Annotated in this window: 11 protein-coding genes and 1 pseudogene; 11 read left to right on the top strand and 1 reads right to left on the bottom strand. The window is 49.8% G+C overall.

Features of this window, described 5'->3' with window-relative positions:
* The first annotated feature begins 70 nt into the window (after positions 1 to 70).
* The 11 genes and pseudogenes from nirD to F905_RS05285 all read left to right on the top strand — a co-directional run bounded on the left by nirD (position 71) and on the right by F905_RS05285 (position 11,733).
* A complete protein-coding gene (gene nirD, locus F905_RS05330; RefSeq protein ID WP_034597559.1) occupies positions 71 to 1,681 on the top strand; it encodes a nitrite reductase small subunit NirD in 1,611 nt (536 codons plus the stop codon).
* Positions 1,682 to 1,978: 297 nt separating this feature from the next.
* Positions 1,979 to 4,756 (top strand): nitrate reductase, encoded by a 2,778-nt coding sequence (locus tag F905_RS05325; protein ID WP_005178136.1) that lies wholly within the window; start codon positions 1,979 to 1,981, stop codon positions 4,754 to 4,756.
* Entirely contained in the window at positions 4,753 to 5,382 is a 630-nt protein-coding gene (mobA, locus tag F905_RS05320) for a molybdenum cofactor guanylyltransferase (protein ID WP_005178135.1), read from the top strand. The genes F905_RS05325 and mobA overlap by 4 nt, the downstream gene beginning before the upstream one ends.
* A gap of 180 nt (positions 5,383 to 5,562) precedes the next feature.
* Positions 5,563 to 6,597 carry a GTP 3',8-cyclase MoaA gene (gene moaA / locus F905_RS05315; protein WP_034597697.1) on the top strand — a complete coding sequence of 345 codons (1,035 nt, stop codon included), beginning with the start codon at positions 5,563 to 5,565 and terminating at the stop codon, positions 6,595 to 6,597.
* Between the two features lie 128 nt (positions 6,598 to 6,725).
* Positions 6,726 to 6,851: pseudogene (locus F905_RS15660) on the top strand (MoaD/ThiS family protein); the annotation flags it as partial.
* Between the two features lie 3 nt (positions 6,852 to 6,854).
* Positions 6,855 to 7,379, top strand: coding sequence for a molybdenum cofactor biosynthesis protein MoaE (locus tag F905_RS05310; protein WP_005178126.1), 525 nt, complete (start codon positions 6,855 to 6,857; stop codon positions 7,377 to 7,379).
* A gap of 49 nt (positions 7,380 to 7,428) precedes the next feature.
* Positions 7,429 to 8,352, top strand: a complete 924-nt coding sequence (gene moaCB, locus F905_RS05305; protein ID WP_005178124.1) for a bifunctional molybdenum cofactor biosynthesis protein MoaC/MoaB — start codon at positions 7,429 to 7,431, stop codon at positions 8,350 to 8,352.
* A complete protein-coding gene (locus F905_RS05300) occupies positions 8,352 to 9,584 on the top strand; it encodes a molybdopterin molybdotransferase MoeA (RefSeq protein ID WP_005178122.1) in 1,233 nt (410 codons plus the stop codon). Before moaCB ends, F905_RS05300 begins: the two co-directional genes overlap by 1 nt.
* A gap of 11 nt (positions 9,585 to 9,595) precedes the next feature.
* A complete protein-coding gene (gene modA, locus F905_RS05295) occupies positions 9,596 to 10,351 on the top strand; it encodes a molybdate ABC transporter substrate-binding protein (protein WP_005178120.1) in 756 nt (251 codons plus the stop codon).
* A 12-nt stretch (positions 10,352 to 10,363) separates the two neighbouring features.
* Positions 10,364 to 11,050, top strand: a complete 687-nt coding sequence (modB, locus tag F905_RS05290) for a molybdate ABC transporter permease subunit (RefSeq protein ID WP_005178116.1) — start codon at positions 10,364 to 10,366, stop codon at positions 11,048 to 11,050.
* Positions 11,050 to 11,733, top strand: coding sequence for an ATP-binding cassette domain-containing protein (locus tag F905_RS05285; RefSeq protein ID WP_005178115.1), 684 nt, complete (start codon positions 11,050 to 11,052; stop codon positions 11,731 to 11,733). The genes modB and F905_RS05285 overlap by 1 nt, the downstream gene beginning before the upstream one ends.
* Here F905_RS05285 and F905_RS05280 read toward each other — a convergent pair.
* A complete protein-coding gene (locus tag F905_RS05280; RefSeq protein ID WP_034597691.1) occupies positions 11,730 to 12,653 on the bottom strand; it encodes a LysR family transcriptional regulator in 924 nt (307 codons plus the stop codon). The two genes, F905_RS05285 and F905_RS05280, sit on opposite strands and share 4 nt — an antisense overlap.
* Positions 12,654 to 12,790 lie beyond the last annotated feature (137 nt).

The following is a 12,790-nucleotide window of genomic DNA, read 5'->3' as shown; positions in this document are numbered from 1 at the left end:
CTAAAGCAAATCCGCCAGAAAAACCAAATGGGATATGCAGCAGAAGATGCCAAAGCACAGGATAACGATGATGACAATTTTAAAAGATATGAATGAACTGGATTGGGTAGAGGTCTGTCATCTGGAGGAGATTACACCACATACCGGCGTGGCAGCCTTGGTGGAAGGCCAGCAGATTGCAATTTTCCGTGTGGGGCAGGAACAGCGTGTTTATGCCCTGAGTAATCAGGACCCGTTTAGCGGTGCCAATGTGATGTCGCGCGGTATTCTTGGCGATTTGCAAGGTGAGCGTGTGGTGGCATCACCAATCTATAAACAGCATTTCAGTCTGGCCACCGGCCGCTGTCTGGAAGATAAAGACCAGAAATTACTGGTGTTTCCAAGCAAAATTGAACAGGGCCGGGTTTTTGTCAGTCCGACCGCACAAAAAACCTATATCACCAATAATGGCGTGCAACAGGAAAAAATGAAGCTGGTGCTGGTGGGTAATGGTCTGGCGGGCATGCGCTGTCTGGAAGATTTGCTGGATATGGCACCTGATCGTTACGAGATTACCGTGATTGGCGAAGAACCGTGGGGCAACTACAACCGGATTATGCTGTCCCCGGTCTTGGCCGGTGATAAAACGGTGGACGATATCATGCTGCATCCGCATGCCTGGTATGCCGAAAAAGGTATTCAGCTGATTGCCGGTGATGCTGCGGTGAAAATTGATCGTCCACGCAAGCAAGTCTTCACCCAGTCGGGGCAGGTGGTGAATTATGACCGGCTGATTTTAGCCACTGGCTCGCAGCCCTTTATTCCACCAATTCCGGGCACAGAGCTGGACGGTGTGCTTAGCTTCCGCGATATCTATGATGTGAACCGGATGCTGGAATATTGCGAACAGAAACGAAATGCTGTGGTTATTGGTGGTGGTTTACTTGGACTTGAAGCGGCCTATGGTTTGAAACAGCGTGGCATGAACGTTACCGTACTGCATCTAATGGACCGTATTATGGATCGTCAGCTGGATAGCAAAGCCAGCTTAATGTTGAAAAACAGTATTGAAGAAAAAGGTATTCGTATCCTGACCGAAGCCAATACCGAAATGCTGCTTGGTGAAAATGGCCATGTCACACAAGTCCGGCTAAAAGATGGCACGCTGCTCGATGCCGATCTGGTGGTGTTTGCGGTGGGAATCCGTCCGAATATTGCCCTGGCGCAAAGTGCCGGCCTGCGCTGTCAGCGTGGGGTGCTGGTCAATGACACCATGCAAAGTTATGACCCGAGTATTTACGCAGTCGGTGAGTGTATCGAACACCGTGGCCAAACTTTTGGTCTGGTAGAGCCGCTGTGGGGACAGGCCTTCATCTGCGCCTCGCATTTGGCAGAACACGGCAGCCTGACTTTTAAAGCACCTACTATTCCGACCCAGCTCAAAGTCAGTGGTTGTGATGTGTTCTCGGCCGGTAATTTTGAACCGGAAGATGATTTTGAAGACATTGTCCTGAATGATGAAAAACGTCAGATTTATAAACGCATCATCATCCAGAAAGACAAAGTCATTGGTGCAGTACTGTTTGGCGATACCGAAGATGGTGCCTGGTATGCCGAGCTGATTGCAGATCAGACCCCGATTCATCAAATCCGCAACAAACTGCTGTTTGGTAAAGATTTTGCATTAAAGAAAGCGGGTTAAGAACAAACTATTCTGTCCTGTACTTAAGCGGATACACGGAAACGTCATCCGCAACTGTTTGAGCCAGGACAAAATATGAAAATGAATATTTCTGCAACCTTTTTGATAAATGCCCGATGAAGGCGAGTTTTGCGGTTCTTACGCCACAGTGTGGCTCAGGTTTTGCCTACTTTTCCCGAAAGAAAAGTAGGTCGAACCGAAGCTTAATCCAGATAAATGAGTTGCATTGAAAAGACAGCGTTGGAATGAATCTTTTTGAAAAGAATTAAATTGTGTTTCAGCACCTAAGGAGCATCCATGAACAGCATTCCCGTTGTGGAACTTGAAAGCTCCACAGAATTAAAAACGATGACTACGCAAACCACCTGTCCTTATTGTGGGGTTGGTTGTGGGGTGAGGGCTCATGTCAGCCATTCACCACAAGGCGTGCAGGTGAAAGTCGAAGGCGATGTGCAGCATCCAGCCAACTTTGGCAAGCTGTGTATTAAAGGTAGCAATCTGGCCGATACCTTGGGGCTAGAGACACGGGTATTAACCCCAATGCTGGGCCGTAAGGACAACCGTCAGCCAACAGACTGGCAGACTGCCACCACCGAAATTGCGCAAAAATTCCAGCATTGTATTGAGCAATATGGCCCGGAAAGTATTGCTTTTTATGTTTCGGGGCAATTGCTGACCGAAGACTATTATGTGGTCAATAAATTCGTCAAAGGTTATTTGGGCACGGCTAATATTGATACCAACTCGCGGCTGTGTATGTCCTCTGCGGTGGCGGCGCATAAACGGGCCTTTGGTGAAGATCTGGTGCCTGCCAGCTATGCAGATTTTGAACAGACCGAGATGGTGGTGCTGGTCGGTTCCAATACTGCCTGGTGCCATCCGGTTCTGTATCAGCGCATGATGCAGGCCAAAGAACAGCGCAATCTGTTTGTGGTGGTGGTCGACCCACGCTTTACCGCGACCTGTGAAGCGGCCGATTTACATTTGCCGATTATGCTCGGGCAAGATGTGGCGCTGTTTAACGGCTTGCTGCAGTACTTACAGCAAAACGGTCATCAGGACCACAATTTTACCGCTGCCTATACCGAAGGCTTGCAGCAGGCGTTAGAAGCCAGCGCCGCGGAGCAGCAGCTGGAAAATGTGGCAGCGCGTACCGGGATTTCTGCCGAGAAATTACAGCTGTTTTTTGAAAAGTTTGCCCAGACTGACAAAGTCATGACCTTGTTTTCGATGGGGGTCAATCAGTCTTCACAAGGGGTGAATAAAGCCAACAGTATTATCAATTGCCATCTGTTAACAGGCAAAATTGGCAAGCCGGGCGCAGCACCGTTTTCCATGACCGGACAACCGAATGCCATGGGTGGCCGTGAAGTGGGGGGACTGGCCAATATGCTGGCGGCACATCTGGATCTGGATCAGCCGGCCCATCAGCAGCTGGTACAGCAGTTCTGGGACAGCCCCAAAATTGCCTCTCAAGCCGGGTTAAAAGCGGTCGATCTGTTTGAAGCGGTAGAAGCCGGGAAAATCAAGGCACTGTGGATTATGGCCACCAATCCGGTGGTGAGTTTACCCAATGCCGATCAGGTCAAACGCGCCTTGGCGCAGTGTGATTTTGTGGTGGTGTCGGATATCTGTCAGGATACCGATAGCACCGCCTATGCCGATATTTTATTACCGGCTTTGGGTTGGGGCGAAAAAGAGGGCAGTGTTACCAATTCCGAACGGCGCATTTCCAGACAGCGTGCCTTTTTGCCCGCACCGGGCCAGGCCAGGGCCGACTGGTGGGCGATCAGTCAGGTGGCCAAGGCCATGGGCTTTCGCGGTTTCGATTATCAGCATGTGCATGAGATTTTTCTGGAACATGCGGCTTTATCGGCCTGTGAAAATGGTCCGGTGACACAGCGTCAGGACTATCCGCTATTTCGCTACTTTAATTTAAGCGGTCTGAGCCAGCTAAGCCTGCAACAGTATGAACAGCTGCAGCCGTTGCAATGGCCAGTATTAACGCCTCAGCAGAATCCACCGGTGGAACAGCTGTTTACCCAGGGACAGTTTAGCTTCCCCAATGGCAAAGCCCGTTTTATTGCCACTCAGGCCATCGACCCGGTACATGGCGCTTGTGAAGATTATCCTCTCATTCTGAATACTGGCCGGATTCGTGATCAGTGGCACACCATGAGCCGTACCGGTTTATCGGCCAATTTAAGCACTCACAAAGCCGAGCCCTATTGTGAAATTCACCCCAATGATGCACTGAAATATGGCCTGAAAGATGGGGAACTGGTGGAGCTGAAATCCCGCTGGGGCAGTTGTGTACTGCGGGTTGAAGTCTCGACTGGTATTCGCCGTGGCCAGCTGTTTGCACCCATTCACTGGAATGATCAGGTCGCTTCCGATGCGCGAATTGGAAAAGTGGTCAATCCGGTGGTGGATGCCATTTCCGGCGAACCCGAATTTAAACATACCCCGGTTAGCATCCAGCCATTTTATACCGACTGGCAGGGCGTGCTGTATATTCGCCACGGTCATGAAGCGGCAGTTCAGGCCACTTTGGCGCAGGTAGCGTGGTGGAGCAAGATTCAGACCGCCAAAGCGGTGCGTTATGAACTGGCCGACCGGAAAAAATTTAAACATACCGCCGCACAGATTAAACAGCTGCTGCAGCTGGAAGATAGCCGCTTTGAATGGCTGCAGCTGGAAGATCCATCGGCATTCATCAGCCATAGTGTGGTGTTACAGGACGGGATTTTAATTGCCAGCCTGTATATTGCGCCCAACGCTTTATTGCCCGATCGGGACTGGGTTGCCAGCCTGTTTAAACGTGAGCGTTTAAGTGCCACGCATCGCAAAGCCTTGCTGGCCGGACAGGCGATGTCGGTACAGAACAATGAAGGACCGCTGGTATGTAGCTGCTTTAAAGTTGGCAAAAACCGCATTATCCAGACCATTCGGGAGCAGCAGTTAAGCCATGAAAAACAGATCACGGCCTGTTTAAAAGCTGGCGGCAATTGTGGCTCATGTTTACCGGAAATCCGTGGGCTGATTAAAGCCTGTCAGATGGAGGAAATGCCATGAATCGCAACTATGCCACCATTCAGATGGATTATCCTGTGACCGATCTGGTCATTCTGGCGGGCGGACAAGCCCGCCGCATGAATGGCATGAACAAGCTGCTGCAAAAGTTTGATGATGACATCCAGCTGCTCAAAATCCAGCGGCGCTTTAAAACAGAAATTCAGCAATTGTGGATCAATAGCCATCGCGATCGTTCTATTTACGCCAGATTGCTGCCGCATCTGCAGTGTTATCATGATGATGAAGGCGGTTTTCTAGGCCCGTTGATGGGCATGAAAAGCGCCTGGGGCCATGTGCAGGCCGACTATGTGCTGTTTGTTCCCTGTGATGTGACCTATATTCCGCCCGATGTGCTGCCACGGTTGCATCAGCGTCTGGCCAGACAGCCGCAGGCCGACGTGGCCTATGTGATGATGAACGGACAGGCGCTGTATCCATTTTGTCTGATGAAACGCAGCAGTTTGCCCACACTTCGCGCGCATCTTGCACAACATCAGCGCAGTTTAAAGCACTGTTTCGCAGAAATGCATGCTCAGGTGGCAAAATTTAAAAATCGTGCGCTATTTTTTCACAGTATTAACTCGCTGGATGAACTGCAACAGTATCGTCAGCTGAAATTTCTTTAAAAATCATCTCATTTCTTCGCTACTAGCATGTGCTGGGCAGAATTTAAACACTCTCTTTATCAAAAGCCCAAAGTTGGAACATTAATTGCAAATTCAAGCCTAAAGCGCGGCATGTGATCCGTGCAAACCTATTGCCTATTGCACAGCCATGAAGCAATTGCCCAGAGGATAACAGGCGTGATCAATCCCCAGATTCCCGTGAGACCCGCATATTTTCAGGATCAGTTTGGCCGGAGCAAACGCAAACTGCGGATTTCTGTGACCGATCGCTGCAATTTTAAATGTGTCTACTGTATGCCTGAACATCCTGAATGGATGAAGAAACATCAGCTGCTGAGTTTTGAGGCCTTGCTGCAGTTTTGCCAGTTGATGGTTGAGCACGGGATTCAGCATATCCGCATTACCGGCGGCGAACCGCTGATGCGCCAGGGTGTGGTGCATTTTATCCGGGATTTACAGCCCTTACGCCAATTGGGGCTGGCGCGAATTTCCATGACCACAAATGGCCATTATTTAAGCCGCTATGCGCAGGAATTAAAACAGGCCGGTCTGGATGATTTAAATATCAGCCTGGACAGTTTAGATCCGCAGCAGTTTTTTACGCTAACCCAAAAACAGCTACAGCCGGTACTCGACGGGATTCAGGCCGCGCAGCAGGCGCATTTGCCCATCAAACTGAATAGCGTGCTAATCAAAGGGGTTAATGACGACCAGATGGTGCCGCTTTTGCAGTGGAGCAAAGCCGAGCAGATTCCACTGCGTTTTATTGAATTTATGCCGCTGGATGGTGATGGACGCTGGAGTGCCTCACATGTAGTGACCGAGCAGGAAATTTTGCAGCACTTAAGCCAGTATTTTCCGGTCGAAGTCATCCACAGCCAAGGCGCGAATCCGGCACGGGAATATCGGCTCGATGGCCATCTGGTGGGGATTATTTCCACCATCAGCCATGCCTTTTGCGGCCAGTGTGACCGGTTGCGTTTAAGTGCGCAGGGTGAACTGTATAACTGTCTGTTTGCCGAACAGCCTGTGCCCTTAAAAGCGCTGATTGAACAGCTGCAGACTCACACGGCGCCCGTGGCACGTGAGCAATTATTGCAGCAATTACAGGCTTATATCTGGCAGAAAAAAGCCGGCTTTCATGCCATTCATTCTCAAGCCACAACCACTGCCGGGAGCCCCCGGAAAATCAGCATGTATATGATTGGAGGTTAAGTATGCACGATATCCTGATTCAGATTGAAGCCTTTGGCGCTGTAAAACAGGCGCTGCCAGAAACCGTGCAGATGCAGTGCTTGCCCGGTACGGCCATTGCGGACTTGTTGCTGTAGTTAAACCACAGTTATCCAGCGGCGGCGGCTCTGGTCGAGCGGTGTGCCTGCGCGATTGGTGAAGATATTGTGCCACGCCAGCAGACTTTGCAGCACAGTACCACGCTGGTGTTGCTGTCACCGGTGGCAGGAGGTTAAACGATGCAACATCTAAAACAGTTTGCCCGGATTCAGGATATGCCACTCAGCCAGTCCAGCTTCGATGAGATTCAGCACTTTCCCGAATGTGGTGGCATTGGCATTTTTGTGGGCACAGTTCGCAACCATCATGAAGGTAAAGCGGTGCAGTCGCTGAAATATACCGCCTATGCACCGGTGGCAGAAAAAATGATCCGGCAGATTGAGCAGGAAATTCAGCAGCAATATGGCGTGTCGTATGTGCGGGTCATCCACCGGATTGGGGATTTAGCCATTGGTGAAACCGCAATTATTGCCATGGCGTATGCACCGCATCGCCGTGAAGCCTTTCAGGCCTGTGAGGTGGCGGTGGAGCGGGTCAAACATGAAGTCCCGGTCTGGAAAGAAGAATTTTATTGCGATGGCAGCAGCCAGTATGTCGAAGGCTGCTGTATTCGTAAAGATCATCCGCCAGTGGAAGCGAATACGCATACCGATTGCTGCAATCACCCCCATGCAGGCGAAAACGCCTATCAATGGCCGCTTTAAATTTGATGTTAAGCCTAATTTTTTAAATCAATAATTCCGGAATAAAGTCATGAAAAATGTAGGCATGAAAGCCGAAACCTATCGTACTGCGGTGGCCAGTGCCATTTTATATGCGCCGCCGCACTGTATCGAGCTGCTGCGTCAGGGCAATACCGAAAAAGGCGATGCGCTGAAAACTGCGCGTATTGCCGGTATTCTGGCAGCCAAACGTACCGATGAGCTGATTCCGCTGTGCCATCCTTTACCCATTTACCGGGCCGATGTGGATTATGAACTGCATGAACAGCATGTCGAGATTATTGCCACGGTAGAAACGATTGGTCCGACCGGTGTCGAGATGGAAGCCTTAACCGCAGCCAGTCTGGCCGGACTGACCTTATACGACATGCTGAAACCGCATTGTGAACCGGAAGATTTGTGTCTGGATCAATGCAAATTACAGCAGAAAAAAGGCGGTAAATCCCATTTTAGTCGGGTCTTGGCGCAGCCGATGCCAGCCTCGGTGATTGTGCTGTCCGATACCGTCGCCGCGGGTAAAAAACCGGATACCGCCGGCCAGAATATTCTGGAAATATTGGCAGAGGCCAATTTCCAGCAGGTTCAGTATCAGGTGATTCCGGATAGCCCGGAACAGCTGCTGGCTTTAATTGAACAGCAGAAAAATCAGTATCCGCTGATTTTAACCGTCGGCGGCACCGGTCTTGGCCCGAAAGATTTAACCGTAGAAACCCTGGCTCCGCTATTAGAACGGGAAATTCCGGGGCTGATGGAAGCCTCGCGCAGTTTTGGCCAGAAACGCACGCCGTATGCGGCTTTAAGCCGTGGAGTGGCTGGCTATATTGAAAATAGTCTGGTGATGACTTTACCGGGCAGCCGTCAAGGCGCGAAGGAATCCTTGCTGGCGGTATTACCGGCCTTGGTGCATGTCTTTGATGTGCAGAAAAATATTCCACATGCAGGAGGCTATCAATAATGTCAGGCTGTGGTGCAGAAAGCGGGCTGATCAGTCTGGATCAGGCGTTGGACAAGATAATTGCGGCAACGCCCTGTCTGGAGGTGGAAACCCTGCAGCTACAACAGGGCTTGCATCGCTATTTAGCTGAAGATATTTATGCGGGGATTGATCTGCCTTTATTTTCCCAAAGTGCAGTCGATGGTTATGCCCTGTGTAGCGATGGAGAGATAGCGCCAGGCGCGCAGTTCCAGCTGGTCGGTGAAATCCGGGCAGGTCAATCAGCCGATGTGACGCTGCAGCGTGGACAGGCGATGCGTATTTTTACCGGCGCGCCCATTCCTGCCGGTACCACCACGGTGGCACGTCAGGAAATTGTGCAGCGGATGTCGAGCCATCTGGTTCAGCTAGAGACTGCGCTCAAACTGCATGCCGATATCCGGGATGTGGGCGAAGAAATTACCCAAGGTCAGTTACTGGCATCAGCCGGACAATATTTAAATATCGGCGCAATTGCGGCTTTAAGCATGGCCGGTATTGATCAGGTACAGGTCTATCAGCAGCCTAAAGTTGCCGTGCTGATTACCGGCGATGAAGTCGCGCAGTCGGCTACAGATCTGCAAGCAGGAAAAATTTTTGATGCCAATGCGCCTTTAATTGCATCCTGGTGTCAGGCACGGCATCAACCTGTGCATATTGTGCATGTGGGAGATAATGAAATTGCCTTAATCCGATACTTTCAGCAACTTCAGGAGGAGTATGATGTCATCATCAGCACTGGCGGAATTTCGGTTGGTGATTATGATTTTATCCGTCCGGTGGCTTTAAATGTAGGCTTTGAGCAGGTGTTCTGGAAAGTGAAACAGAAGCCGGGGAAACCGGTTTTTTTCGCCAGATACCGAAAATCGGCTAACAAATTTTGTCACTTATTGGCATTGCCGGGCAATCCTGCGGCGGTATATGTTGGAATCTCGATCTATACGCAAACTTTATTAGAAGTATTACAAGGGCAAAGTCAGCCACCCGCGTGGTGGACAGGGCAAATACAACATGACTTAAAGCCCGATGCGAGAGAAAGGATTTTAAGAATGGCCGCCTGTTTTGAAGATGGGGTGTTGAAACTGCACAGTTTAGCCAAGCAGCAATCACATATGCTCAGTAATCTGATGTATGCCAACTGTCTGGTGCGTGTGCCGGCCCATCAGTCGATTCAAAAAGGCCAATGCTTAAAGGGAATATTCATACAGCATTGAGGGAGTGCGTTTTGAAGACTATCCAACTTGGTTTAATCTGTGTCGCCTTGTGCTTAAGCACATTCAGTCGAGCCAATTCCGTTCAGGTGTATGCAGCTGCAAGTCTGGGCCCGGCATTGACGGATGTGATTCGGCATTATCAGCTACAATATCCAGAAGCCAAGATTGTACCGGTTTTTGGCACTTCATCGACCCTGGCCAAACATATTGTCCGCGGTGCAAAAGTCGATCTTTATTTTCCGGCCGATCAGGACTGGATGACCTATCTGGTGAAACGCAACAAGGTCAAAGCCAGTCAGGTCAAACCAATTATTTATAACCAGCTGGTGGCAATTGCCCTGAAAGATGCGCGGATTCCGTTTCGGGCGCATCCTACCTTTAATTTTCCTCAGGCCTTTACAGGGCGGCTGTGTACCGGACAGGTCGATTCGGTGGCAGTTGGAAAATATGCCAAACACAGTCTAACCAAGCTGGGCTGGTATAAACAGCTGGAAAAACGCATTATTGGCGCGTCGGATGCCCGGGCTGCATTGGCCTTTGTCGAGCGCGGTGCCTGTCAGGTCGGCATTGTTTATCGCAGCGATGCGGTCAGTAGCGATAAAGTAAAAGTGCTGGGTACGTTTCCGGTGCAAACCCATCCGGACATTGTCTATACCGCAGCTTTAACCAAACAGGGCGAAAAGAATCGTCAGGCGATCAAGTTCGGGCGCTATTTGGGTAGCGCCGCGGCTCACAAGATTTTTGTTCAACATGGTTTTCGCCCCTAGGTTGCTGCTTTGATGCTGAGTCCCGAAGAACTAAGTGCCTTGTATCTGTCTGCCAAAGTGGCCAGTGTTGCGACCTTGTTTTGCCTGCCATTTGCAATTTGTCTGGGCTGGATGCTGGCACGCTATGAATTTCGCAGCAAGTTTTTGATCGAAGCCATGTTACAACTGCCGATGGTTTTGCCGCCGGTAGTGTTGGGCTATGCATTACTGGTGCTGTTTAGTCCGCAAGGTTGGATTGGGCAGGTTTTGGCCCACTGGGGTATTGAGCTGGCATTTAACTGGAAAGGTGCAGTAGTGGCCGCCATGCTGGTTGCATTTCCCTTGCTGGTTCAACCGATTCGTTTGTCTTTTCAAATGTTGAATCCACAACTGGAACAGGTGGCGGCCTCACTCGGGGCTGCGCCGCTGAAAGTCTTTTTCAGTATTAGCTTACCGCTGGTGCTGCCCGGGATTCTTATGGGCAGTATTCTGGGCTTTAGCCGCAGTCTGGGTGAATTTGGTGCCACCATTACCTTTGTTGGCAATATTCCGGATGAAACCCGCACCATTCCCATCGCTATTTATACGCTCATTCAACAGCCCGATGGTGAAGCCGCTGCCATGCGTCTGGTGCTGTTATCTACCGGCTTGGCTTTTGCCGCCTTACTGGCCAATTATTTTATTCTGCACAGATATCAACGTAAATTGGGGCAAAACTGATGCTGGATTGTCAGATTGATTATCAGAATGCGCAGTTCAAATTACAGCTGCAGCTGGCCTGTGCAGAGCAGATTGTTGGCATTCTGGGGCCCTCCGGTTCTGGTAAAACCAGCTTTTTGCATCTGCTGGCCGGACTGTTACGGCCGCAACAGGGCCGGATTGTGCTGAATCACCGTTTATTGCTCGATACCCAGCAGCAGGTATTTGTGCCTGTGCATCAACGTAAAATTGCCCTGATTTTTCAGAAAGCCCTGTTATTTCCGCATTTGAATGTTGAGCAGAATTTAAGATATGCAGAAGGTTTACAGCCGCTGGCACAGCGTAAATTTGAGTTTGAGCAGATTGTTGAGCTGTTAGAACTGTCCAGGCTGATTCGACGCAAAGCGCATCAATTATCCGGCGGGGAAGCACAGCGCGTTTCGATTGGCCGGGCTTTATTATCTGCACCGCAGTTATTGCTGCTGGATGAACCCTTAAGCGGACTGGATCAGCAGTTAAAACAGCAGATACTGCCATTTTTAAAACGCATTCAGCGCGAACTGCAGCTGGGCATGATCTATGTGACCCATCATCCGGAAGAATTGCTGGAACTTCAGGCCACGGTGTATCAAATGCAAAAAGTGCAGGGCATCAGCCGTTTGCAACGGGACAATGTAGTACCTTTGATTCAGCCGGTTTGTTAAAGCTCGGCAATTTGCTGTTGTAGCTGCTCCAGCTGCTCGGTTAACTGTTTCATCATGATTTGCGCAATCCGGGAAAGCTGTCGTTTCGGTGCCACACACAGGGCCAGCGTCAGTGGATATAAACCTTTGTCCTGAACCGGTTTAAAGATGGCTGTTTGATGTTCCAGGAGCGGCAGTGCATCTAAATAACTCATTAGCCCCAGCCCCAAATTCTGCTTTAACAATGACATTAACATGCGAATGTCATTACATTCGATGCGGCTACGCGGACTAAACTGATGGTGCTTATACAGCGCGCTGACATATTCATGAATAATCAGCGGTGGTGCTGGCATTAAATGGGCATAAGGCAAGGTATCGGAAAAATACAGCGGTGTTTGTTCTGCCAGAGGATGCTCAACTGGAATCACAAAACCCAGCGGAATTTCCACAAAAGCCACCACTTCTAAATGCGGATGCGCTTGCGGATTCAGCAGCAGACCAAAATCCAGCTCCGCGGCCTGAATCATCTGCGCGACTTTTTCACTGTCCAGCACATGCACGTGAAAATCAATCCAGGGATAATGCTGGCTCATGTGTTGCATGGAATGCAGCACAAAACTTTCGCTGAGCGCTGAAATTAAGCCAAATTCAATGCTGCCACGATGTAGGCCCTGAATTTCATCAAAACGGATGCGGGTCTGCTGAAATTCTTTGTGCCATTTTAATAGATCGGCATACAGCAACTCTCCGGCCAAAGTCAGCCGTAGCCCATGATTCAGACGTTCAAATAGTGCAATCCCAAGTTCCTGCTCGGCCAGTACAATTTGTCGATGCACGGCAGATACCGAAATAAACAGCTGTTCGGCTGCCTTACGCAAGCTGCCGGTTTGCGCCACCGCAATAAAATATTCTGAAAAACGCGAAAATGGGGTATTCACCATTTAAGACCTGGCCAGCGTGATATCGACAGGTTTTAAAAGAGCAAGATCTGCGCCAGTTCAGGTCAATTTTGACTAAAGTGTTCGAATATTTAGAACAGATCATCAAAAACATTCTAATAGACAGAAAAAGCAGA

The organism is Acinetobacter sp. CIP 53.82, assembly GCF_000369465.1.
GTDB classification, from domain to species: Bacteria; Pseudomonadota; Gammaproteobacteria; order Pseudomonadales; family Moraxellaceae; genus Acinetobacter; species Acinetobacter indicus.
This window is presented reverse-complemented; position numbering and strand designations above follow the sequence as displayed.

Excerpts from the sequence above, each read along its gene's own strand:
- nirD (WP_034597559.1), top strand. The coding sequence starts at position 71 with ATGACAATTTTAAAAGATATGAATGAACTGGATTGGGTAGAGGTCTGT.
- F905_RS05325 (WP_005178136.1), top strand. The coding sequence starts at position 1,979 with ATGAACAGCATTCCCGTTGTGGAACTTGAAAGCTCCACAGAATTAAAA.
- mobA (WP_005178135.1), top strand. The coding sequence starts at position 4,753 with ATGAATCGCAACTATGCCACCATTCAGATGGATTATCCTGTGACCGAT.
- F905_RS05310 (WP_005178126.1), top strand. The coding sequence starts at position 6,855 with ATGCAACATCTAAAACAGTTTGCCCGGATTCAGGATATGCCACTCAGC.
- moaCB (WP_005178124.1), top strand. The coding sequence starts at position 7,429 with ATGAAAAATGTAGGCATGAAAGCCGAAACCTATCGTACTGCGGTGGCC.
- F905_RS05300 (WP_005178122.1), top strand. The coding sequence starts at position 8,352 with ATGTCAGGCTGTGGTGCAGAAAGCGGGCTGATCAGTCTGGATCAGGCG.
- modB (WP_005178116.1), top strand. The coding sequence starts at position 10,364 with ATGCTGAGTCCCGAAGAACTAAGTGCCTTGTATCTGTCTGCCAAAGTG.
- F905_RS05285 (WP_005178115.1), top strand. The coding sequence starts at position 11,050 with ATGCTGGATTGTCAGATTGATTATCAGAATGCGCAGTTCAAATTACAG.